Raw genomic sequence first — 22911 nt, 5'->3', positions numbered from 1 at the left:
AAATAGCACCTGTAATTATAACTAGGTGCTTAATTATGAGAGTCTCTTACTTATATTATTTTCAATTGTTGTTATAGCCTTTAAAATTTCTTCATCTACCACTGCAAAGCTTTCCTTTACATTAGAAGTTGTTATATTCCCATAATTATCTAAAATTGAATAAGTATAAGCTATCTTTTTACCTATTTCACAATTTACAATTGCAAGACCTGTTATTTTTTTCATTATAGCCCCTCCTCTAGCAATATCTTCTCTATTTTATTTTTTGTATTTATCTCTATTACACTTTCATCTAATCTATTGTTTTCATAACCTTTTCTTTTTCCTTTAAGTTCCCATGCAAACACTGTTTCATCAGCTCCATAAACTATAAAATAATTTTCATGTCTACATATTTTAGTGACACTTCCATTATAGACTTGTGTAAAAACTTGATAACTTATATTTGTGTTTATACATTCAGAAAATATATCATCTATATAAACAATACATTCTCCATTTCTAATAATACCTTCTCCTATATCCCCGAAATAATATTCTGTAGTTTCATATGCACTTATTCTTCTGTCTCCATAATTTCTAGTTACTTGTATACAATTTTTTTCACCAAAAACAGTAAGATCTTCATTAACCCTGAGATTTCCACGTACTTTACAAAAATCTTCAACTTCTAAATCAGAAGCTATTAAATCATCTGGAATATATAATCCTGTTTTACTTGAATGAGCTTCAAATCTGCCTGTATAACCATTTTCATTTGATATCTCCAAGCCTGTACTGTCAATTAAGCAATAAGTGTCTTCATCATTTCCTGAAACTTCAAAACCTCTTACTGCTCTAGCATAACCTCGCTTACTTACATTAAAAACCGTTTCTCCATCATGTCTAATTCTAAACTTACCATCATTAATGGTTATTCCATCACCATTAATTTGAGTATAACCATCAGAAGCTCCGCTAAAAGCAACCTTAAAAGCATCTTTATTTAATTCCCAGGAACCTTGAGTATTTCCGCCTTGTACTACAGCATTTATTTTATTTGCATTTTGAGTTATGCTTGATTGCAGATTATTTTTAGTATCTAAAGCTTCCTGCCTTATTTGACTAGCAGTTTGATTTATAGAAGTTTGTAACTGATTTTTGCTATTTGTTGCTTCTGTTCTTAAAGTATCTTCTGTTAATTTTATTTGAGTAGACAAAGTATTTTGCATACTTTCTACTCTCAAAGTTACTTCTTGTTTAGCAGTTTCAATTTGTTTAACTGTAGTGTTTATAAGATCTGCTATATCTTGTTTTGCGAATCCAATTTCTAACTTAATATATTTATCTGACAATACATCATAAATAGTTTTATTTATCCTTCCAACCAAATCTAAATTTAATAACCTATGCTTTATTTCTACTAAATCCCCTAAACTCGTGTTTTCTAAAATAGCATATTCTTTATACTCTTCTGTCTTCCCAAGCGTCACCAAATCAACTGAATAATTAAAATTAATTTGATCAAATTTTTCTTCGGCAAACATCTTGCTACAAGTTTCCCTTATAATTTTATAAGCTTCTGCTTCTGCTACCTCATTTGAAGCTTTTTCACCTTTACCATCCCAAATTTTTAATTTTAATTCTATTTCTTTAAAATATTTTTTCTCATAATTATTTACCTTTGGAGATTCTACATAATATTCTGGAAGTCTTAAGTCTCCCACCTTTGGTATTAGAACAGTTACTAAGTCTGTATCATCTATAGTTTCTTTTATAGAAGCTATATTTTTACCATATGAAATAGTAAATCCGTCATTTGAACCTCTGCTGTCAACTATATCTATTGCATTATTGTTTATGATAAATTCTCCACCATATTCACCTAAAATACTATTTTCTTTACCTATTAAAGCTTCTAATGCAGAACCTTCTTTAACATCAACTATTACATTACTAATTGCATTATTATCTAGATTTCCAACAGTAAAATTATTTTTTTCCAAAGTATTAGCTAAAATATACTGTATAGCTTCCTTTCTTGTTTTACCTGCAATTGTCATTTTCCTTACCCTATTTGCTCTTAAATCTGCAATAAGTTTAGTTTCTGCATAAACTATTACTTTACTTGAGGTCTTTTCAACTTTTCTTATTCTGAACTGCTGTTCAGATCTAGTATCTTTCATAGGACACGTAATTATATTTCCTCTTACTATATAATTACTGATTCCTTTAGTATCTTGAAGAGGATACTCCAAATCCAAAGTAAATTCACCATTGATTATTTCTGTTATTTGACATTTAGTACACTCACTTAAAATCCATTGATTACCTTTAAAATTCTTTTCTGTACTCTCCCACAGTCTAATCATCATATCACTCTCCAATTTGGAGTAACCTCTATTTTACTAACATTTCCACTCCAAGAAATAATGTTTTTACCTGGATCAAAATATGGGAAATCACCCTCCATTAATTTTCCTTTACCCTCTAATACTTCTTCTATTTCAGAGGCTATTGTTATGGAATCATATAAATTAGATAAAGTAAAAGCTCTACCATTTATATTTATAGTAATGTTTCCACTACCATAAATAGTTATAATAGGTAAAGCTTTATGATTTCCAAAATTATTTAATATTGTTCCATTGGAATTTATAATATTTTTATTTCTTCCACTTATAAAATACTTAAATGGCTGACATCTAAATTGTATCAGAAAATTATACATTTGATTTTTTATTATCTGTTCAAGAGGAATTTGATTACTAATTCTTGCCTTATAATAAAAACCTTCTTCATTACTAAAAGTTACTTCTCCATTACCTCTAAGCCAGCTACAGATAGAATACGGGTCATCACCGAAATAATCTGCTTCAACTTTTTTAGTTTCCCCACTATAGCCTTTGAATTCTGTTAAAAATCCATCTCTACCCTCTATGGTAATTTCCTTTGTATTTTCAGCACTTAAAGAAACAGGTGGTAAAGATATCACCTTAACACCCATATCATCAGAGCTTATTCCATTCCATATAAACATTTTACCACCCTTTCTATACTAATTTTCTTTTACTTAAAAATGCAATTTCTTGTGCTAATTCTTGTACACTCTGCTTATCTGTTCCATTAAAGTTTTCTATATTTACATTTATTCCATTATCATTATTGTTAGTTATTCCTTGTGTATTAGCTCCTGCTTCCTTATTAGCTGATGCTACAATTCCTGCAGTAGTCCTTGCAGTTTCAAAACCTACACTAGCCTTTAATCTATCAGTTAAATTTGATACATTATAATCCAACTGATCTTCCAAATTCGGTGTTTCAAGCTCAATACCAACGCCAATACCTTTTATTATATTTTTACCTATTTGATCTCTGAAAACTCTTGAAGGTGAATGTATATCTAAATTATCTTTAAAGCCTTGTACAAAACTATCACACAGACCTCCAATCCACCCAGTCATACTATCCCATGCATTTTCAATCCCCTGTTTTATACCATCAACTATGTTGCTTCCAATTGAAATCATTTGACTTGGAAGATTAGAAATTGTATTAACAATTCCTGTAACCACATTTCCTGCTGCTGCTGTTGCTGTGCTTAGCATATTTCCCCCCCAAGCTACTAAATTGCTTAAAGTTGAATCTAACCAAGTCATCACTTGAGTTGGTAGTTGCATAAAAAAGTTAACTATTGAGGTTATTATACTTTCTGCTGTAGTCGTTGCTGCTGTAAGCATGCTACTCCCCCAAGTTGATAAATTTGTCAAAGTTGCATCTAACCAAGCCATTATTTGAGTTGGAAGCTGCATGAAAAAATTAATTATTGAAGTTAACATACTTTCTGCTGCTGTTGTTGCTGCTATCAGCATATTACTTCCCCAAGCTATTAAATTGGTCAAGGTTGTATCTAACCAAGTAGCTATTTGAGTTGGAAGCTGAGCAAAAAAGTTAACTACCCCTTCTATCCAAAGTGGCACATTAGTTGATAAATATTCCCAAGTACTTACACACCAGTTTACTATAATTGCTAATACTTCTCCTAAGCCATATGCCATTTGATTAGGTAATTCTGCTAGGAATGCTCCTATAGATTCTATCCATGCTGGTATTGCTTCTGTGAAAAAAACTACAATAAGATTCCAACCATCACTACATGATTGAGCTACACTTTGCCATAACTCTCCAAAAAATGCAGGTAAAGTTTCTGTAAAAAAAGCTACTACTGAATTCCATCCATCACTACATAGCTGATATACGGTTTCCCACAAGGTTCCAAAAAATTCTGGAACTGTTTCTGTAAAAAACTCAACTAGGCTGTTAAAAGCTTCTGGAATTGTTTCTGTGAAAATTAAACAAATGCTATCCCATACTGTAGCTGCCGCTTCTGAAATTGCAGTCCATGAACCTATTATAAATTCTCTAAAGCCTTCATTTGTAGTCCATAATGCAACTATAGCTGCTACTACTCCTGCAATTATTCCTATTGTTAATCCTAGAGTTCCTCCACAGGCATCCAATGCTAAATTATATAGCCATTGTGCCACCGTTAATCCTTTAGTTGCTTCTTCTGCTAATTTAAAGGCTTCAACTAAGCTCATAACTAAGTTTGCTGCTTCAAATACTTTAAGAGCAGTTCCAATTCCAACAATCCCCATTACAATTGCATTATTGTTATCAAGAATCCAAGCAAGCCCATCAGTGAGTTCTGGTAATGCACCTTCAACTACTTTATTTACACTTTCCGCAAATACTCCCAAACTTTCAGCTATTGCTTGGACTTTTGAAGATATTTCATCAGATCCTAAAGCCTTCTTTAAAGCATTTGCCATGTCATCTAAGCTAGGTAAAACCTTCTCTGCTATGGGAGTCACAAAAGTTTCCTCCAGAGTACCTTTTACCTTATCCTCCAGATCTTTAAGTCCTTTTTCAAAACTGCTTGTATCAATAGACGTATCAATTTTAATCGAATTTTCTGCCATTTATTCACCACCTTTCCTAAGACATAAAATAAAAACTCTTATAATATTCCTCTTAAATCCCCATTTCCCATCAAAGCTTCTTCTATCGCATTAATTTTTTCTATTTCATTTTTGGATTTTGGAATTTCATAAAGTTTTTTCATTTTTCTATAATATTCTTTTTGTTCTTTAGACATTTTATTATCTATGGTCATTGCTCTATAACCCATTATTTTAACTATCTCATTATCTTCCTTAAGGGCTTTAAACATAGCCTTAAATTTCCACCAATGAAGCTCCTCTACATCTTGAAGATCCAAAGCATATTGATCTAAAAAAGCACTATAAATATATTCATCATCATACTCAAAGGAATAAACTTTTTCACTCTTGCCAGTACTACTTTGAGATTTCTGACTTTTTATATCTTTGCCTCCTCGATAAAACCATAATGCCTTATCAATTGCTTCATTAATATTCTTATCAATATCTTTAGGAATAACAGGATAGTAGAGTTCTAGTGTTTTAATAATCTTCTCCTTATCACTAAGTGCTTCATCCTGTATCATCATTTCAAAAAGAATAGAAGTGCGGAAATCAAAATTTATTTCATATTCTGTGCCTGCTATCTCTACTGACTTTGGCAATAAGTCAATTAAAATGTTCATTATTTTACCTTAGTTCTACGTTTAGCTCTATCTGAAGAGTATTTAGATGAAATAGTATTTAATTCTTCTTCTGATTGTTTTATCTGCTCAGAAATTCCATTTTTCAATTCATCAAATGCCTTCAAGCAAATTAATAAGTTGACCTTCTCTCCAAAAATCTTTTTAGCTGTACCTTCTCCAAAAAGTTCATTAAAACAGTTAAAGACAGCATTACATTGTTTCCTAATTGCAGAAGAAAGCTTAAGACCTTTTGAGTCTTGAGCTTCCTTTATAACTTTATCAATTGTTTTTTCATACTTTTCAGAACTATCTGCATCAAATATATCCAATTGTCCTATTTCTACATTATTAATAATCATCTAAATTCCTCCTCAAATATCTCTTAAGGCAAATGAAAAAAATAACAAGTCTACAAATACCATTTTTATTTTTAATCAAGTAATCTATTAATATGGTATATAAACTTGCTATTTTTGAAGATGCCTAAATAAATTCTAATTATATTTATTTTTCTTAATCTTATGCTAAAGCTGTATTAAAATAAATTATTACTATAGTATTTAAAATTTATTCTATACAGCTGGAATAAACTTCTTTGTAGTAACATCAAAAGTCCCAAATTTTATATCTCCAATACCAAGTAAATTACCTGTTGCTCCCATTTGCCCATCATTATTATCAAAACTTGCAACTTCTATTGCCACTCTAAATTTTCTAGCTTCGTATTGACCTTCTGTAGTACCCTTTTTATCCAAGTCAACAATAATATACTCAGTTTCACACTCTGCTCCAACCAACTGTTTTTCACCAACATTACAAATAAAATCAACTGCTTTTTCATCTCTTATTTGATCTGTAACATATGCTGTACTCCAATCATATCCAACTATACTTTTAGTTGCTGATTTATCATTTACATATTTCTTAGATGCTGTTTGAGCTGCTGGAGTTTCATTTAAATCCGTAAATCCAGCACCCATTAATACATATTCTTCTGTATCCTTCCCTACATTTAGATAATTTGCAAAACTCTTTCTTTGTTTAATTGTTCCCATTATATTTTCCTCCTAAATAATTAATTGTTAATTTATTTTTGGGTTAATAATCAAGAATCCTCTTCATCCAACAACACATTAATCCCCATAACAAAAAGTACCTAGTCTATGGGGTAAACTAGATACTTTTTAAAATTGTATTTGATTTCTAAAAGGGATTTATCTTTTCTTCCCACTTACTATTATAGGACTTCTAAATATCAATTTCTTATACACATCCTCTAGCATTTCTATAATTTTCTTATAATTTATCTATAATAGTAATTTATTGCAAGTAATTATATGGAGATTCATGTAGTTAAAAACATTATATAAATGAATTTAACTAATGTTCAAAGTTATAACTTCTTAAAATTAAACAAAAAAATATAGGCAGAAATATCCACCTATATTCATTAATAATTTATTCAATTTAGCAGATATACTTTTCCATTTTCCCAGCTGCTTGTTTCTCTAACTGCTTGATTCTTTGATATGATAAATTCAATTTATCCTGAACAACATAATACTTTCTATGTTCTATATGCACAACACTTATTATTTCTTTTTCCTCCTCTGTCAATATAGTTATTGCATTATCTATCCTTTGCAATTCTCTTTTTTTAGCTGCCTTTTCCCTATATAATTCCTCTTTCTTTTCCATAAGTATCTCAGCCTGCTGTTCCACGCTAGAGGTGAACTTATTAGTCTTTCCTGTTTTTTCGCCCATGCCTTGTCCACTTACACCAAGTATTTCTTCTTCTAATTCTTGAACTCTTATATCTATATATCCTATATCTGCTAGAATTTCTTTGTATCTTCTTATTCTATCTAATGTGTAATTCATATATACCCCTCCCAACAAATAAACCATTCTTTTAACTATTAATCTCTAAATTAATTAACCTTCCAATTGTTTAATTCAGTTCTAATCCATATTAACTTACTTCTTAATACCTCAATTTCCATTCTTAAATTTTCTAAACCATTCTTGCAGGAATAATAAGAACTTTCTGCTATATCCCTTTGTAATCTTAATTCTGCGACCTCTTCATTACCCTTTACCAATTCCATTATTAATGTAGCAGGATACTTCTCTGATTTAAGCTTCAATATTTCAACAGCTTGTTTTATTCTATAAGCTTTTTCTGCTTTTGCTCTCCTTAAGCCTAATGTCTTTAACTCTGTGCTTCCCTTATCTAATGCAACAATGCATAAATTCAAACTTTCAATTATTCCTTGTGAATTCATTACGTGTACCTCCAAATATACATTTTTTCTTATATATTAAAATATCTACTTACATACTTACTGGTTTAAGCATCCAATTAACATAATACTTATAAGTATCACATCTCATTTCATCCAATTCTTCTTTTTCCTCTTCTGAATACCAAGTAAAGTTTTTAATTTCTATTGCTTCTGCTTTACACATTCCCTCATTATAGTTAACACAAGTTTTTGCTCCACACTTAACTAACAATTTAAATGCCTCCCTCTATTCGATATAAATAATGTTCATCTTCCCACCACTACAATCTCCATAGAAAGTTAATATAATTTCATATTTTCAATTTATTTATTATGTTATCCTTTAAAATTTCATTGCCTCTATTTTTTATTTTAATCCAATTAGTCATACTGATTATTAATAAGTATATTATTTGATTATGCCTTATCCTGTTATCTTTAGATCCTTGAATATCTCATCTGTTGTGCAACTATAAGTAATTGAAAGTCTCTTTATTAATTGTGAAGAAGGAGTTAATCTTCCTTGTTCTAATTTGTAAAAGGTACTTTTACTTATTTTTAATAGTTCTATAACTTCATCAATTTCAAGACCTGCGTTTAATCTTCTTAATCTTATTGGCGTTAATTTCATTTTTCCACTTCCTAACAATCGTATTCTAAAATATAGATATGAATTTTAATTCTTGAGTTTGTATTAGAATATTACTTTTCTTATATACATATTGTGATTTTAAGTCTTAACTCCAATCTTTCAAAATATATTTTTAACTTAATCTCCTTTGCTTCATCATATATATATTTTATCATAATAACCGATATTTACAAACACTTGTTCTCGTACATAAAGTGATAAATTTTCAAATTATGGAGCTAGTCCTCTTATTTTCTTTATTTTTCTTAAAATTTCCATTGATTTTATCGGCAATTATGATAAAATTATCATAAGAGGTGATTAAAATGTTAGGTGATAAAGTAAAATTTCTTAGAAAACAAATGAATATCACACAACAAAAATTAGCTGAAACTATTGGAGTAAGTCAATCAACCATAGGAATGATTGAGGGCAACAAACAAGGTGCTAGTAATGATACTTTAATAAAGCTTGCTAATGTATTAAATACTACTGTCGACTATTTATTGGGTAATTCAGTAGAAGAGATAACTTCTACTACTTCAGATGATGAGAATGAAATGAATTATGATAATGATATTAGAAGAATCGAAAGAGCTAGAAAGAAAATGGATGCAAAAAATAAAGAAAAAATGATGCAAATTTTAAGGACTGCTTTCGATGAATACTTTGACGATTAGATATAGATACATTAAAAATATAGTAAATGGTATTTATATTAAATTAAATATCAAAGAATTTCCTATCGATGTATTAGATATAATAAATTCTTTTGATAATATAAAAATAGTTTCTTATCATCAATTCATGACTGATCATAATTTAACTACAGAAGAAACTTTTGAATTATTAACTTCAGATGATGGCTGTACTGATTATTTTAAGCCACTAGATAGATATATAATTTACTATAACGACTTAAACGACAAATCTCCAAGCAGAATTAGATGGACTCTATCTCACGAATTAGGCCATATTTTATGTGGACATTATTCAAATAACACAAGGATATTTTCTGAAAATATGGATGAAGACGAATATAATTTTAAAGAAGCTGAAGCTAATCATTTTACAGCACTTCTATTATCTAATCCAATAATATTAGATAAATTAAAAGTAAGACGTTCATCAGATATTGAAACTTATTGTTCTATATCTTATCAAGCTGCTAAATACAGATATAAAAATTATAAGAAATGGTGTAAATATAAGATTTTAACTAGTTCTGATAGAGCTATTCTTAGAAACTTTCAAAATTATTTACATATGCAGGAACAAGAATATAATGAATATATTAATTTTATAAATTCCTTTACAAATTAATGTATTTTTTAATCAAATTAACGTGTGGTCATACCGGCACACTAAAAAATAGGAGTTGCTACAAGCTCTCCTATTTTCTTATTGTATTATTCAGTTAAATATTGAAAAATTTATACCTTGTGATAATAATAAATCCCAAAACTTCTATGTTCCAAATTCTATTTCATACATAGTTACTGCTTTTATTGATTTTATATCAGCTATCTCCTCTTCAGCTAGTTCTACTCTTCCAGACATTGTTGTATCGTTAGTAACTTTGCTGCCTTTTCTTATTGGAGAAATATAAATATACATTTCATCTTTTAATTTATCTCTAAATCTTTCTATTAACGATCTTTCTTTGCTCCATAATTAAAGAGATGATTCAAAAGTTCAACTGAAAGATTAAAGTTACAATTATTCTTCTAATAGCTTTTATTCTTGAACTAAATTATATTTTTTTAGCCAAATCTATTTCAAACCAAAATTCAACCCCGTCATATAAATTTTCAACACCATATGCGCATTTATGAGCCTCTTGTATGGCTCTAACAATTGATAAACCAAGTCCTGTTCCACCAATAATCCTAGTCCTTGCTTTATCAATTTTATAGAAACTTGACCAGATTTTATCAATAGACTCCTCTGGAATTGGCAAGCCAGAATTAAAAACAGATACTCTGATTTTATTGCCCTTTAAATTTATGGATAGTTTAATTATCTTTTTATCATCTATATGTTCTATTGCATTGTTCATAAAATTTACTATTATCTGTTCAATCCTTATAGGATCAGCTTCACCGATCAATTCTTCCTCAACCGCTACCTTCATACAAATATTTTTCTCTTTAAATATGTAATCATATTTAGAAACGATACTCTTTATAAGGAAAGACACATTAAAATTAGTCTTATTAACTGAAAAAAATCCCGATTGCATTTTAGACAAATCTAGAAGATCTTTAATCAACATATTCATTTTTTCTGTTTCTTCCATAATAACATCACAATAAAAGTTTCTCTTATATTCATCAGTTGCAACATTTGCCTTAAGTCCATCAGCATACCCCTGAATTAAAAATATTGGAGTTTTAAGTTCATGAGATACATCAGAAATAAATTGCTGCCTCATTTTATCCAATTTTCGTTCATGTTCAATATCTTCCTCCAAATATCTATTTTTTATATTCAATTCTCTTATTGCATTATCTAGATTGTAAGATAATTGATTTATACTATAAGACAATTCACCAATCTCATCATTTTTTTTGACCTGAAGTGTTTGAGAAAAATCAAGTTCAGATATTTTCTTGGTAATCCTATTCATTTCAGAAATCGGACGTGTAAATCTACTTGAAACAAACAAAGCCCAAATTACTGTGATTATTATTGTAATTCCTCCAACAATTGCAGTAAGATTATTTGAAATTGTTGCGTTTTCAGATATACCTGTCATAGTAATCCATATCAGCAACTCTAAACCATTATCAAGATGAGTTTGATACCTAAGTGTCTCTATCTTATATTGAGGATCTCTCATCACAATGAAAAATGAATTTTTATCATAACGTTCCCAATTTTTTATAGCTGGTTCCGGTTTTTCAGGTGGTTCCAAATTAGACTTGAATGGAAAGTTAAAATTATTGTCATATTTAAAAAAGGGACTGCCCTTATCAGCCTCAATTGTTGGTGGCGTTGGTTTATTTTTAAGAGGATAATATAATTCACCATCTAAAGTTCCAACATAAATAGTCCCTCCAATTTCTTTTTCCACTGATTCAATTTCATAAATCAAGTTACTATCATCCAACTCATAGCTTGGTGATTTTTCTGCAATAAGCTTGGATATCTTCTTACCTGTTTCAATAAGATTACTTTTCTTGTTGCTCATATAATATTTTTCAGCAAAAAATATATTTGAACCATATAGTAATAATGCAAAAATAAATATATTCACAGTCATATAAATTAACAATTTATAACGAATTGATATTTTCATAGTTGTCCCTCAAATTTATAACCAAAGCCTCTTACTGTGGTTATTGAATTGCCTTTTTCTCCTAGTTTTATCCTTAACCTGTTAATATTAGTATCTATCATCCTAGTTCCACCGTAGTAATCATATCCCCATATCATATTAATCAGTTGATTACGGGATAATATCTTCCCCTCATTCTTAACCAATGTTAATAATAGCGTATATTCTTTGGGACCTAGAGCGACTTCTTCATTATTTACCTTTACAATATGCGAAGTATCATTAATTTCAAGACCATTGTAGTTTAGGTTGTCTTTGTTAATTCTACGAAAAAGGGCATTTATTCTAGCGATTAATGCTGTAGGCTTTATAGGTTTTTTTACATAGTCATCAGCACCGATTTCAAATCCATGTACTTCATCAAAATCTTCTCCTCTTGCGGTAAGCATAATAATTGGTACATTTGATGCTTTACGTATTTCCCTGCACACTGTCCAGCCATCATATTCTGGAATCATTACATCTAAAAGAATCAGATCTATAGTTTTACTAGATTCATGAAATATATCAAGAGCATGTTTTCCATCTGGAGATTCCAAAACGATAAAACCTTCTGCCTCAAGAAAATCTTTTAATAATATCCTTATTTTTAATTCATCATCTACAATCAATATCTTTTTTTTTTTCAATTTGCAACACTCTTTTCCTTGATTTATTTAATAAAATTATATCATATTAACACTTTAAATCTATAATGAAATATCATTGTTGGTAAAACTGTAACATAACTGTAACATAACTACGAAAAAAGTAACTAGAATGAAAAATATATATTGTATCATGAATACATAATCAAAAAATATTTTTTTGGAGGTTGTTAAAATGTTAAAAAGAAATTTAAAAATAATCGGATCTTTAGTTATTTTAGTATCATTATGCACAGGAGTTACTATAGTTAATGCAGCTAGCATTTCTAATGATGCAGCTTCAACTCAGAATATTGATATAAAAGCTCCCAAAGATATTACAGAGCACCTTGAATCTCTTGTATCTGACGGAACTATAACTTCTGAGCAATCGGCTGCTATTGAAGCTGCTATTACTCCTAAAGGTCCTAAAGAACAATTTGCTTCTCTTGTATCTGACGAAGCTATAACTTCTAAGCAATTAGCTGCTATTGAAGCTGCTATTACTCCTAAAGATCCTAAAGAACAATTTGCTTCTCTTGTATCTGACGGAACTATAACTTCTGAGCAATTAGCTGCTATTGAAGCTTCTATTACTCCTAAAGATCCTAAAGAACAGCTTACTTTTCTTGTATCTGACGGAACTATAACTTCTGAGCAATTAGCTGCTATTGAAGCTGCTATTACTCCTAAAGATCCTAAAGAACAATTTGCTTCCCTTGTATCTGACAAAGCTATAACTTCTGGTCAATCAGCTACTATTGAAGCTGCTATTGCCCCTAAAGGTCCTAAAGAACAGCTTGCTTCTCTTGTATCTGACGGAACTATAACTTCTGAGCAATTAGCTGCTATTGAGACTGCTATTGCTCCTAAAGGTCCTAAAGAACAGCTTGCTTCTCTTGTATCTGACGGAACTATAACTTCTGAGCAATTAGCTGCTATTGAGACTGCTACTGCTCCTAAAGGTCCTAAAGAGCAACTTGCTTCTCTTGTATCTAACGGAACTATAACTTCTGAGCAATCAGCTGCTATTGAGGCTGCTACTGCTCCTAAAGGTCCTAAAGAGCAACTTGCTTCTCTTGTATCTAACGGAACTATAACTTCTGAGCAATCAGCTGCTATTGAAGCAGCAATCGCTCCTAAAGGCCCTAAAGATTTGATATAATAAGTCTACTAAAAAACCATTGTATTTTACCACCTGCTTTTAAAATATTATAAAAATGGAGTATCGCAAAATGATTGAATTTTAATCAAATGCGATACTCTTTTCAGTTTAAAATATTAAATTTTCCAATATTTATGGTCTCATATCAATTATTTAAAAATTTCTGACTTTTAGCCGTACTCGAATAGCCCCAGTTAGTTTATTCCATAATTAGGCATAAGTTTTCAATTCATGAAGATGATTCTAAGTTTTTTCATTTTAATCGGTTAAACAATTAACTTGTTGATAAAATAAATCTTAAATTACCTCATTTGAAATGTAGTCCTTACGGAATTTACTGATTATAGTATGATCAAGTGCCTTATAACATTGAAGTAACCACTTAAATTTTATATCTCTTTCCCATGCTTTTTTAATTTTCCTGCTTGAATAAATATTGTTAGTTGAAAATTATTATTAAACTCATTATAATTTTTAAATAAAATTTTTAGAGATATCTGTTTAAAACATCTCTAGATCTTTTAAATAAGTATCCATGACCATCTGCAGTCATGAATACTCCTAAAGATAAAATTATTATATATATGTTCTAAAAAATTTTCTTCATTAAGATTTAATTACTATATTAGAGTGGTTAAATAAGGCAATCACCTAAATTATGAACTTTCTTAATTAAAACTTATATACTATTAAAAATAATGCGAAGGGAAGTATTGAGTATTGCGAAGAGATATACTTAAAGTTACTCTAGGTTCAATAATTCATAAGATAGTTAGGTATATATTTTCTATAATAAAAAATCAAAAGCCATATGATGAAAGACCTCCTAAAATTCATTGTAGAATGCGTCTTTATTCATATAGCTTGATTATTTTACAACACCTTTAATCATTCATGTTTTAAAACTGTCTGTTTGCCATGCAAAATTTTTATAAAAATAGTTTTTAGTATTTCACTTGACTTTGCTTAGCTGCTCTTGTAGATAATATTTAAATGTATATTTTTTATTCATATCTAAGTGCTTCAATTGGATCAAGTTCTGCTGCTTTTTTAGCTGGATAATATCCAAAAAACACACCTATAAACATTGAAAATGAGAAGCTTATTAAAACTACTAATGGTGATACTGTTAATGTCTGTCCAATAAATTTTGAACCAACTGCACCAGCACCTAAGCCCACAGCTATTCCAATAATGCCACCTATAGAGCATATTATCACGGATTCAACTATAAATTGTATCTTTATATGACTTCCTTTAGCACCAAGTGCTTTTCTAGTTCCTATTTCTCTTGTTCTTTCAGTAACTGATACTAGCATTATATTCATTACTCCAATTCCGCCAACTATAAGTGATATTGCTGCAATTCCAGAAATAGCCATAGAAACTGTAGTGAGCATTGAATTCATTGATTGAAGCATGTTTTCTCTATTGTTTGCATCAGCTACGAACTTGATATTTTTAGTATAAAGAGTAACTAAATATTTTGATACTTCATTTGTAAATTGCATAATATCGACATTATCTTTAGCTTTAATTGTAAATGTTTGATAATTTTTATTTATTGCTGCTTTCTTTTCAACAGATATAGGAATATACAAGCTTGTAGACAAATTTTCATCTGATGCTGTCCTATTTCCACCATCAGATTGATACTCATATACACCAACTATATAATACGTAAAAATAGCATTTGATGTGTAAAACTTTATCTTTTTCCCTATGGGATCAACACTATTACCAAATATTTTTATTGCTAATTTATCTGAAACTACTGCAACATTTTTTGCTTCATCAATATCATTTTGAATAAAATATCTCCCATCTATAATTGTCATAGCATTAACTTCCTGATAGCCAACGTTTGTGCCAATTACACTTACATTAGTAAATGTTGATTCATTTTTAACTTTACCTGAATTACCATTTTCAGATATGCTTATAGCATCTATTTTGTCATTAAACTTTTTTTGTAATACACTTATCTGTTCCATAGTCATAAGATCAGCATCAGATGGTGAACTGTCTGCACCTTTTCGGCCAGGAGGAGGTGTTGGTCCTCCTGGTGGAGGGCCAGCAGGCAAATGTATAATGCTTTCTTCAGGACCTCCCTTATTTCCAGGTTCTTTATTTTGGGAATCCTCTGCTTTTTTGCTGCTTGCATTGGAATTACTTGTGTCAGTTACAGTTTTTCTAGCTAATGCAGCCGCTTTATCTGCTGCACTTTTTTCATGAACATTAACAGTAATATTGGAAACGCCCATTGAAGCCATAGAACTTGTTACAGAAGAAGTCATTGTATTTCCTATTGAAACAACTCCTATTACTGATGCTATCCCTATTATTATTCCAAGCATCGTAAGCAATGCACGCATTTTATTAGCCTTAAGACCTGCTATTGCAAGCATTATATTCTCTTTTATAAACATATTTTTTCCTCTTCTTTATATCTTCTATAATATTTTTCATTCATTTTAGTTGATATTATATTACCGTCTTTTAATGTTATAATTCTTTCCGTTTCATCTGCAAGTTCATTATTATGAGTTATAAGTATTATAGTTTTTCCTTCTTCTTCATGAACTTTATGAAATAAATCCATAACAAGTCTTCCTGTTCCAGAATCAAGAGCTCCTGTAGGTTCATCTGCAAGGATTATGCTTGGATTAGTAGCTAGTGCTCTTGCAATTGCAACTCTTTGTTTTTGTCCTCCTGACAATTCATTAGGCTTATGCCGCATTCTTTCCTTCATTCCTACAAGTTCTAACAGTTCTTCTGCTCGCTCTTTTCGCTTTTTCTTGCTCATGCCATAGTAAAGCAACGGTAATTCAACATTATTTAATGCTGTACTTCTCGGTATTAAATTATAAGTTTGAAATACAAAACCTATTTTCTTGTTTCTTACTTTTGACAAACCATCATCTGATATTTCATTAATATTAGTTCCATTTAAAATATAATCTCCAGAAGTTGCCCTATCAAGTGCACCTATAATATTCATTAAAGTACTTTTTCCAGATCCTGATGAACCTATTATCGATACAAATTCTCCTTCTTTTATTGTAATATCAATTCCCTTTAATATATTTAATTCATTTGAAGTTCCTATATAAAAGTTTTTTTAATATTTTTCATTTCTATTATATTTTTACTCAAAAAAACTCACCCCATTATATTATATTTCTACTGTACTCCCTACTGAATAATTTGTGGGCTCATTAAGTATAATCATATTATCAGCAAGATCAGCTCCATCAATTGCAACATCAATATCTGATTCTAATCCTTTAGTTACAGCAATATCTTTAACAACATATTCATTTCCTTGTTTCACAGCTGAATATACTAAACTTTGTCCATCTTTTGTTACAACTGCTCCATATGGTACTGAATAAACATTTTCACTTTCATTTGTAATAATATTTACTACTGCATTCATTCCCACTTTAATTTTATCATTATGACCTGTTAATTGTACCTTAACATTATACGACACATCACTACTAGCTGAATTGCTGGTAGCAGCATTAGGGGTCTGAGTAGCTTTTCCACCGTTAGTGTTTGCACTAGAACTAATATTACTGGAAATTGGTTCAACATTCTTAACTTCTGCTTCAATAACATCAGAACCTGATACATCTGTTGTTATTTCTGCTTTTTGTCCAACTTTTACATCTGAAACATCTCTTTCATCAACAGTTACATTTACTATTAAATCATTTAAATCTTGAATTACAAATAATGCTCCAGTGGATTGTATACCTACTATGGCATTTACATTAGTCACTGTTCCATCTACTGTAGCTAATACTTTTGCATCCGCTAGTTTCTTTTTCTTATCTTCTAAGGCAAGTTCTGCTGTTTTATCATTAGCAATCACTTGTGCACTCTCATAAGACATTTTTACTTCAGCTAATGCCTGCTTAGCATTAACCTTTATAGCCTCTAAAGCTACGGTTGCTTTATCATAAGTATCTTTGGCCCCATCAACCGTTATTTTTTCTTTATTTACTGTATCCTGTGACATTGCTCCATTAGCAAGCATTACCTTATAATACTCATAAGTTTTTCTTTTATCTTCTAAATCAAGTTCTGCCGAACCAACAGCTTTTTCTGCATTTATTATGTCCGTATTTAGATTGTTATCATACAGGTATTGCATATTTTCATATTTTTGCTTTGCACTAGCTAATGTTAAGTTATTTTTTGCTTGATTTGAATTAAAAGTTTGTTCTGCTTCAGAAATCTGTTCCTGTAATGTAGCAGTATCTATTGTTGCAAGAACATCGCCTTTTTTTACTACATCACCAACTTCTACATTAATAGAGGCAACATTATATTCCAAATTGGAATAAATATTTGTGGATGACCCACTTTTTATTGATCCAGATGAACCTATTGTGGTTTTAATATTTGTTTTACTAAGAGTAGTATATTTAACATTACTTTTAGGCGGCTTCTGTTTAGCAGCTTTAAATTTATATATTCCAAGGCTTAAAGCAAAAACTAATATTATACAAATCCCAGCTATTACTTTTTTATTTAAAAAAAAATTTTTTACTGCTTTCTTTCTTAGAATTTCATTATCACCTATTTTTTTATTCTTCAATAATTTCAATTTAGTATCCCTCTTTCATTTGAATATAGCGTAAGTAATTTACATATAATGTATTTTTATCTTTACTAAAACTGCTTATCTTTGTATTTAATTCTAATTTTGCATCATATACGTTTTTTAAGGATACAAAGCCATAATCATATTTTATTTGAATAGTTTGATACTCTTTCTGTGCTTGAATAATTTTATCATAATTGCTTTTTATTGAGTTATATGAACTCATAAGAGTATTATATTGTGCTTTGAAATCAGCCTTAGCTGAATTAATTTTTTGTTGTAAATTAATTTTGGCATTATCTGTATTATACTTATCAATTTCATCAGTGTAATAATTTGTTGTTGTTTCTGTATCTATTTCATTGTCTAATTTATCAATTGCAATACTTTGAAGTTGTATTTCTACATTATTATCAAGCATTTTTGCTAAATCATCATCATACTTAATGTTTGCAATTTTATTCAAATCTTCATTAAAATCCGTACTAATTGTAACTTTATATGCATTTGAAATCCCTAGCATAATATATAAATTTGTTTTAGCCAAAGCTTCCTTATCCTTTAATTCCTGCAACTTATTAACTGCATCGGTATTATTCTGGATTGTAGTAATATATTCATCATTAGGTATAAATCCATTGTCGTATTGAATTTTTGATATTTGTAAGCTTTTTTCTTGAGACTTTACTGTATCCTCTTCTAATTGTTCATCGGATAAAGCTGCTAGATAATCTATATACTCTTTCTCTGCTTTATTTACTGATGTTTCTATATTTTGTAGATATTTAATATTTGCCATCTTTAATGCGTATCTAATATTACCTAAATTGGACTTTTTAACTTCTAAAATATCTTCAGCCGAACTCAAGTTCTCTTTATCAGTAACTAAATCGCCTAAATTTGATCCATCTTCTAAAGGTTTAAAATTATCTACAGTCTTTTTTGCATTATCTAGATTTTCCTGCGCTGCATTTACTTCGTCCTTAGCCATCTCATACTGTTTTCTTGCTATTTCTTTGTTATTGTAATACGTTTTTATATCTAAATTATTTTCGTTCATGATATCTCTTAAATTATCTAAATTCACTTTAATCGTATCATCAGTTATAGCTGCCCATACCTTTGTTATGTCTATAACTGATATTTTCAATGATAAAATTAAACTCATTACTAAAAAAATTATTAGTTTCTTTTTCAAGATTACCTCCTCCTTTAATTTGTTACTTTTGCAATCATTAATATTAAATATACTTTATTGTATTTTTCATCGTAATAATTTCATTCAACAATCTCTTTGTGCATTTGTAAACTAAGTAAAAATAGCAAACAATGCCATTATCTTCATCATTTTAACAACTTCCAATAAAGATATTTTTTGGATTACACTTTCATAATACAATGTATTTTTTTCATTTCAGTTGCTTTTTTTCTAGTTATGTTACAGTTATGTTACAATTTTTATTAAATACAGTGTAGTTATTTATTCGAAAATCAAGAAAGAGCATAAAAATACTATTCAATAAAGATAGATTTTTTGCTCTTTCAAAAACTACTTTTGGGGTTATTTTTAATTTGTTAAGAAATATTGCAATTCCTTCTTAGCTTTTAAGATTTCTTCATGCTCTGCCAGTTTATTAAATAGAATGGCTTAACCACTAGGGTTAAGCTTTTTTCGTACTCAAAATAAGGATTGCTTGATTTATTTAAATACACCCCTGAGAAATAAATACGTCAAATCCTTAAAATTTATAACAGGCAATTTTCTCAATATTCAAAACTTAAGGTTGTATTAAGTAACAGCTTACTTACTCTTCTTAATCAAACATTTCCTAACTTTCATCCGTTAGATTTCTCCAATACTGGGCACACCACAAAAAGAGGTAGTTATTTAACTACCTCTTATCTTATCTCGCAACGTCCTACTCTGCCACACAGTCTCCCATGCAGTACCATCGGCGCTATAGACCTTAACTTTCCTGTTCGGAATGGGAAGGAGTGTTACCTCTATGCCATCACCACGAGATTAAGTGAGTTCCCAAATCTATGATTTGGTTGAACGAACTTATGCAAATCGCTTCAGCGATTTGTATTCCTTATAAAAAGAATCCAGTTCATCACTTATACTTTATTTAACTGAAAGATTTGTTCTTTCAAAATTGCACATAGTTTTTTAATGTATTTTTTACAACTTAACTTATTGGTCAAGCCCTCGACCTATTAGTATCAGTCAGCTAAATATGTTACCACACTTACACCTCTGACCTATCAACCTTGTAGTCTTCAAGGGGTCTTACTAGCTTATGCTATGGGAAATCTCATCTTGAGGGGGGCTTCACACTTAGATGCTTTCAGCGTTTATCCCTTCCCGACTTAGCTACCCAGCTATGCTTCTGGCGAAACAACTGGTACACCATAGGTCAGTCCATCCCGGTCCTCTCGTACTAAGGACAGCTCCTCTCAAATTTCCTACGCCCGCGACGGATAGGGACCGAACTGTCTCACGACGTTCTGAACCCAGCTCGCGTGCCGCTTTAATGGGCGAACAGCCCAACCCTTGGGACCTACTTCAGCCCCAGGATGCGACGAGCCGACATCGAGGTGCCAAACCTCCCCGTCGATGTGAACTCTTGGGGGAGATCAGCCTGTTATCCCCGAGGTAGCTTTTATCCGTTGAGCGATGGCCCTCCCACGAGGTACCACCGGATCACTAAGCCCGACTTTCGTCCCTGCTCCACTTGTAGGTGTCGCAGTCAGGCTCCCTTCTGCCTTTGCACTCTTCGAACGATTTCCGACCGTTCTGAGGGAACCTTTGGGCGCCTCCGTTACATTTTAGGAGGCGACCGCCCCAGTCAAACTGCCCACCTAACAATGTCCTGTCACCAGTTTCATGGCATCCAGTTAGAACTTCAATACTATCAGGGTGGTATCCCAACAACGACTCCACTAAAGCTGACGCCCTAGTTTCCCAGTCTCCCACCTATCCTGTACAGACAATACCGAAATTCAATGCTAAGCTACAGTAAAGCTCTACGGGGTCTTTCCGTCCAATCGCGGGTAGCGAGCATCTTCACTCGCACTACAACTTCGCCGGATTTGCAGTTGAGACAGTGCACAAGTCATTACGCCATTCGTGCGGGTCAGAACTTACCTGACAAGGAATTTCGCTACCTTAGGACCGTTATAGTTACGGCCGCCGTTTACTGGGGCTTAAGTTCATACCTTCGCATTACTGCTAAGTATTCCCCTTAACCTTCCAGCACCGGGCAGGCGTCAGCCCCTATACATCAGCTTTCGCTTTAGCAGAGACCTGTGTTTTTGTTAAACAGTTGCTTGTGCCTATTCTCTGCGACCTGCTTTCGCAGGCACCCCTTCTCCCGAAGTTACGGGGTCAATTTGCCTAGTTCCTTAACTGCAATTCTTCCGTCGGCCTTAGGATTCTCTCCTCATCTACCTGTGTCGGTTTGCGGTACGGGCACTACTTCTCTCTCTAGATGCTTTTCTTGGAAGCATGGAATCAGATACTTCGGTTCCGTAGAACCTTCCCCATCACGCCTCAGAATTGTTGGAACGGATTTGCCAATCCCAACTCCCTAAACGCTTAGACTAGCATCCAATAGCTAGCACATCCTATCCTTCTCCGTCACACCCTCGATATTAACGATGATAGTGGTATTGGAATATCAACCAATTGTCCATCGACTACGCCTTTCGGCCTCGCCTTAGGTCCCGACTAACCCTGAGAAGACAAACTTTACTCAGGAAACCTTAGATATTCGGCCTGTAGGATTCTCACCTACATCTCGCTACTAATGCCAACATTCTCACTCGTAATCAGTCCACCGCTCCTTTCGGTACGACTTCAGCCCGATTACGACGCTCCTCTACCGCTCACGAATAAGCGTGAACCCGTAGCTTCGGTGGTAAGTTTGAGCCCCGGACATTTTCGGCGCAGGATCTCTTGACTAGTGAGCTATTACGCACTCTTTTAATGAGTGGCTGCTTCTAAGCCAACATCCTAGTTGTCTTAGAAATCCCACATCCTTTTCCACTTAACTTACACTTTGGGACCTTAGCTGACGATCTGGGCTGTTTCCCTTTTGACCATGGAACTTATCTTTCACAGTCTGACTGCCGGACTGATAGTATATGGCATTCGGAGTTTGATAAGGTTCGGTAAGCGCTATGCCCCCTAGCCTATTCAGTGCTCTACCTCCACTACTCACATTTTCCGACGCTAGCCCTAAAGCTATTTCGAGGAGAACCAGCTATATCCGAGTTCGATTGGAATTTCTCCGCTATCCACAGCTCATCCCATGCTTTTTCAACAGCAACGTGGTTCGGTCCTCCACGAGGTTTTACCCTCGCTTCAACCTGGCCATGGATAGGTCACCCGGTTTCGGGTCTACAGCATGCAACTAATCGCCCTATTAAGACTCGGTTTCCCTTCGGCTCCGTACCTTAAGTACTTAACCTCGCTACATACCGTAACTCGTTGGCTCGTTCTACAAAAAGCACATCATCACACACGTAAGGTGCTCTGATCGGTTGTAGGCATATGGTTTCAGGTTCTATTTCACTCCCCTCCCGGGGTTCTTTTCACCTTTCCCTCACGGTACTGCTTCACTATCGGTCATCAGGTAG

General features: G+C 31.8%; 21 protein-coding genes, 2 rRNA genes and 1 pseudogene (1 of these 24 running past the window's edge). 3 read left to right on the top strand and 21 right to left on the bottom strand.

All coding sequences use genetic code 11. The annotated features are described in order from the left end of the window. Positions 1-33 precede the first annotated feature (33 nt). The 11 genes from CSPA_RS03710 to CSPA_RS03660 all read right to left on the bottom strand — a co-directional run bounded on the left by CSPA_RS03710 (position 34) and on the right by CSPA_RS03660 (position 8524). Complete coding sequence (locus tag CSPA_RS03710; protein WP_015390860.1) at positions 34-225, bottom strand: hypothetical protein; 192 nt, start codon at positions 223-225, stop codon at positions 34-36. After that, positions 225-2354 (bottom strand): phage tail spike protein, encoded by a 2130-nt coding sequence (locus CSPA_RS03705; RefSeq protein WP_015390859.1) that lies wholly within the window; start codon positions 2352-2354, stop codon positions 225-227. The genes CSPA_RS03710 and CSPA_RS03705 overlap by 1 nt, the downstream gene beginning before the upstream one ends. Further along, positions 2351-3019: a phage tail family protein gene (locus CSPA_RS03700; RefSeq protein ID WP_015390858.1), complete on the bottom strand. Its 669-nt coding sequence runs from the start codon at positions 3017-3019 to the stop codon at positions 2351-2353. The genes CSPA_RS03705 and CSPA_RS03700 overlap by 4 nt, the downstream gene beginning before the upstream one ends. Before the next feature lie 13 nt (positions 3020-3032). Continuing rightward, positions 3033-4961, bottom strand: a complete 1929-nt coding sequence (locus CSPA_RS03695) for a phage tail protein (protein ID WP_015390857.1) — start codon at positions 4959-4961, stop codon at positions 3033-3035. A 38-nt stretch (positions 4962-4999) separates the two neighbouring features. After that, positions 5000-5608, bottom strand: a complete 609-nt coding sequence (locus CSPA_RS03690; RefSeq protein WP_015390856.1) for a bacteriophage Gp15 family protein — start codon at positions 5606-5608, stop codon at positions 5000-5002. Further along, on the bottom strand, positions 5608-5967 hold the full coding sequence (locus CSPA_RS03685; RefSeq protein WP_015390855.1) for a DUF6673 family protein: 360 nt from the start codon (positions 5965-5967) through the stop codon (positions 5608-5610). The genes CSPA_RS03690 and CSPA_RS03685 overlap by 1 nt, the downstream gene beginning before the upstream one ends. A 213-nt stretch (positions 5968-6180) precedes the next feature. Then, entirely contained in the window at positions 6181-6663 is a 483-nt protein-coding gene (locus tag CSPA_RS03680) for a hypothetical protein (protein WP_015390854.1), read from the bottom strand. A 412-nt stretch (positions 6664-7075) separates the two neighbouring features. Then, positions 7076-7489, bottom strand: coding sequence for a sigma-70 RNA polymerase sigma factor region 4 domain-containing protein (locus tag CSPA_RS03675; protein WP_015390853.1), 414 nt, complete (start codon positions 7487-7489; stop codon positions 7076-7078). A 50-nt stretch (positions 7490-7539) separates the two neighbouring features. Then, positions 7540-7893 (bottom strand): hypothetical protein, encoded by a 354-nt coding sequence (locus CSPA_RS03670; protein ID WP_015390852.1) that lies wholly within the window; start codon positions 7891-7893, stop codon positions 7540-7542. A 49-nt stretch (positions 7894-7942) separates the two neighbouring features. Continuing rightward, positions 7943-8125: a DUF1540 domain-containing protein gene (locus tag CSPA_RS03665; RefSeq protein WP_015390851.1), complete on the bottom strand. Its 183-nt coding sequence runs from the start codon at positions 8123-8125 to the stop codon at positions 7943-7945. Positions 8126-8317: 192 nt separating this feature from the next. Next, entirely contained in the window at positions 8318-8524 is a 207-nt protein-coding gene (locus CSPA_RS03660; protein WP_015390850.1) for a helix-turn-helix domain-containing protein, read from the bottom strand. A 326-nt stretch (positions 8525-8850) separates the two neighbouring features. Between CSPA_RS03660 and CSPA_RS03655 the strand changes: the two genes are divergently transcribed. After that, on the top strand, positions 8851-9204 hold the full coding sequence (locus CSPA_RS03655; RefSeq protein ID WP_015390849.1) for a helix-turn-helix domain-containing protein: 354 nt from the start codon (positions 8851-8853) through the stop codon (positions 9202-9204). Then, positions 9185-9847, top strand: coding sequence for an ImmA/IrrE family metallo-endopeptidase (locus tag CSPA_RS03650; protein ID WP_015390848.1), 663 nt, complete (start codon positions 9185-9187; stop codon positions 9845-9847). Before CSPA_RS03655 ends, CSPA_RS03650 begins: the two co-directional genes overlap by 20 nt. A gap of 144 nt (positions 9848-9991) precedes the next feature. Here CSPA_RS03650 and CSPA_RS29940 read toward each other — a convergent pair whose 3' ends face one another. The 3 genes from CSPA_RS29940 to CSPA_RS03640 all read right to left on the bottom strand — a co-directional run bounded on the left by CSPA_RS29940 (position 9992) and on the right by CSPA_RS03640 (position 12493). Beyond that, complete coding sequence (locus CSPA_RS29940; RefSeq protein WP_015390847.1) at positions 9992-10141, bottom strand: hypothetical protein; 150 nt, start codon at positions 10139-10141, stop codon at positions 9992-9994. A 136-nt stretch (positions 10142-10277) separates the two neighbouring features. Continuing rightward, complete coding sequence (locus tag CSPA_RS03645) at positions 10278-11825, bottom strand: sensor histidine kinase (RefSeq protein ID WP_015390846.1); 1548 nt, start codon at positions 11823-11825, stop codon at positions 10278-10280. Further along, positions 11822-12493: a response regulator transcription factor gene (locus CSPA_RS03640; RefSeq protein ID WP_015390845.1), complete on the bottom strand. Its 672-nt coding sequence runs from the start codon at positions 12491-12493 to the stop codon at positions 11822-11824. The genes CSPA_RS03645 and CSPA_RS03640 overlap by 4 nt, the downstream gene beginning before the upstream one ends. 193 nt (positions 12494-12686) lie before the next feature. On the opposite strand from CSPA_RS03640, the gene CSPA_RS03635 reads away from it, so the two are divergent. Further along, a complete protein-coding gene (locus CSPA_RS03635) occupies positions 12687-13655 on the top strand; it encodes a hypothetical protein (RefSeq protein WP_015390844.1) in 969 nt (322 codons plus the stop codon). Between the two features lie 297 nt (positions 13656-13952). On the opposite strand, the gene CSPA_RS29020 is transcribed toward CSPA_RS03635, so the two are convergent. The 7 genes and pseudogenes from CSPA_RS29020 to CSPA_RS03605 all read right to left on the bottom strand — a co-directional run. Continuing rightward, complete coding sequence (locus CSPA_RS29020; RefSeq protein ID WP_081604003.1) at positions 13953-14090, bottom strand: transposase; 138 nt, start codon at positions 14088-14090, stop codon at positions 13953-13955. A gap of 569 nt (positions 14091-14659) precedes the next feature. Continuing rightward, entirely contained in the window at positions 14660-16084 is a 1425-nt protein-coding gene (locus CSPA_RS03630) for an ABC transporter permease (RefSeq protein ID WP_015390843.1), read from the bottom strand. Next, a pseudogene (locus tag CSPA_RS03625) lies at positions 16075-16811 on the bottom strand (ABC transporter ATP-binding protein). The gene CSPA_RS03630 and the pseudogene CSPA_RS03625 overlap by 10 nt, the downstream one beginning before the upstream one ends. Positions 16812-16830: 19 nt before the next feature. Beyond that, positions 16831-18273: an HlyD family secretion protein gene (locus tag CSPA_RS03620; RefSeq protein WP_015390841.1), complete on the bottom strand. Its 1443-nt coding sequence runs from the start codon at positions 18271-18273 to the stop codon at positions 16831-16833. A gap of 1 nt (position 18274) precedes the next feature. Further along, a complete protein-coding gene (locus tag CSPA_RS03615) occupies positions 18275-19468 on the bottom strand; it encodes a TolC family protein (protein ID WP_015390840.1) in 1194 nt (397 codons plus the stop codon). Positions 19469-20176: 708 nt separating this feature from the next. Continuing rightward, a 5S ribosomal RNA gene (gene rrf, locus CSPA_RS03610) occupies positions 20177-20293 on the bottom strand. Between the two features lie 174 nt (positions 20294-20467). Continuing rightward, a 23S ribosomal RNA gene (locus CSPA_RS03605) occupies positions 20468-22911 on the bottom strand (it continues 466 nt past the right edge of the window).

It is taken from the genome of Clostridium saccharoperbutylacetonicum N1-4(HMT) (genome assembly GCF_000340885.1).
In the GTDB taxonomy this organism is placed as follows: domain Bacteria; phylum Bacillota; class Clostridia; order Clostridiales; family Clostridiaceae; genus Clostridium; species Clostridium saccharoperbutylacetonicum.
The sequence above is the reverse complement of the archived record's forward strand: the minus strand, read 5'-3'. Positions and strand labels throughout refer to the sequence as shown.

Excerpts from the sequence above, each read along its gene's own strand:
- CSPA_RS03645 (WP_015390846.1), bottom strand. The coding sequence starts at position 11,825 with ATGAAAATATCAATTCGTTATAAATTGTTAATTTATATGACTGTGAAT.
- CSPA_RS03630 (WP_015390843.1), bottom strand. The coding sequence starts at position 16,084 with ATGTTTATAAAAGAGAATATAATGCTTGCAATAGCAGGTCTTAAGGCT.
- CSPA_RS03655 (WP_015390849.1), top strand. The coding sequence starts at position 8,851 with ATGTTAGGTGATAAAGTAAAATTTCTTAGAAAACAAATGAATATCACA.
- CSPA_RS03680 (WP_015390854.1), bottom strand. The coding sequence starts at position 6,663 with ATGGGAACAATTAAACAAAGAAAGAGTTTTGCAAATTATCTAAATGTA.
- CSPA_RS03675 (WP_015390853.1), bottom strand. The coding sequence starts at position 7,489 with ATGAATTACACATTAGATAGAATAAGAAGATACAAAGAAATTCTAGCA.
- CSPA_RS03660 (WP_015390850.1), bottom strand. The coding sequence starts at position 8,524 with ATGAAATTAACGCCAATAAGATTAAGAAGATTAAACGCAGGTCTTGAA.
- CSPA_RS03700 (WP_015390858.1), bottom strand. The coding sequence starts at position 3,019 with ATGTTTATATGGAATGGAATAAGCTCTGATGATATGGGTGTTAAGGTG.
- CSPA_RS03695 (WP_015390857.1), bottom strand. The coding sequence starts at position 4,961 with ATGGCAGAAAATTCGATTAAAATTGATACGTCTATTGATACAAGCAGT.
- CSPA_RS03650 (WP_015390848.1), top strand. The coding sequence starts at position 9,185 with ATGAATACTTTGACGATTAGATATAGATACATTAAAAATATAGTAAAT.
- CSPA_RS29940 (WP_015390847.1), bottom strand. The coding sequence starts at position 10,141 with ATGTATATTTATATTTCTCCAATAAGAAAAGGCAGCAAAGTTACTAAC.
- CSPA_RS03670 (WP_015390852.1), bottom strand. The coding sequence starts at position 7,893 with ATGAATTCACAAGGAATAATTGAAAGTTTGAATTTATGCATTGTTGCA.
- CSPA_RS03705 (WP_015390859.1), bottom strand. The coding sequence starts at position 2,354 with ATGATGATTAGACTGTGGGAGAGTACAGAAAAGAATTTTAAAGGTAAT.
- CSPA_RS03690 (WP_015390856.1), bottom strand. The coding sequence starts at position 5,608 with ATGAACATTTTAATTGACTTATTGCCAAAGTCAGTAGAGATAGCAGGC.
- CSPA_RS03685 (WP_015390855.1), bottom strand. The coding sequence starts at position 5,967 with ATGATTATTAATAATGTAGAAATAGGACAATTGGATATATTTGATGCA.
- CSPA_RS03635 (WP_015390844.1), top strand. The coding sequence starts at position 12,687 with ATGTTAAAAAGAAATTTAAAAATAATCGGATCTTTAGTTATTTTAGTA.
- CSPA_RS03710 (WP_015390860.1), bottom strand. The coding sequence starts at position 225 with ATGAAAAAAATAACAGGTCTTGCAATTGTAAATTGTGAAATAGGTAAA.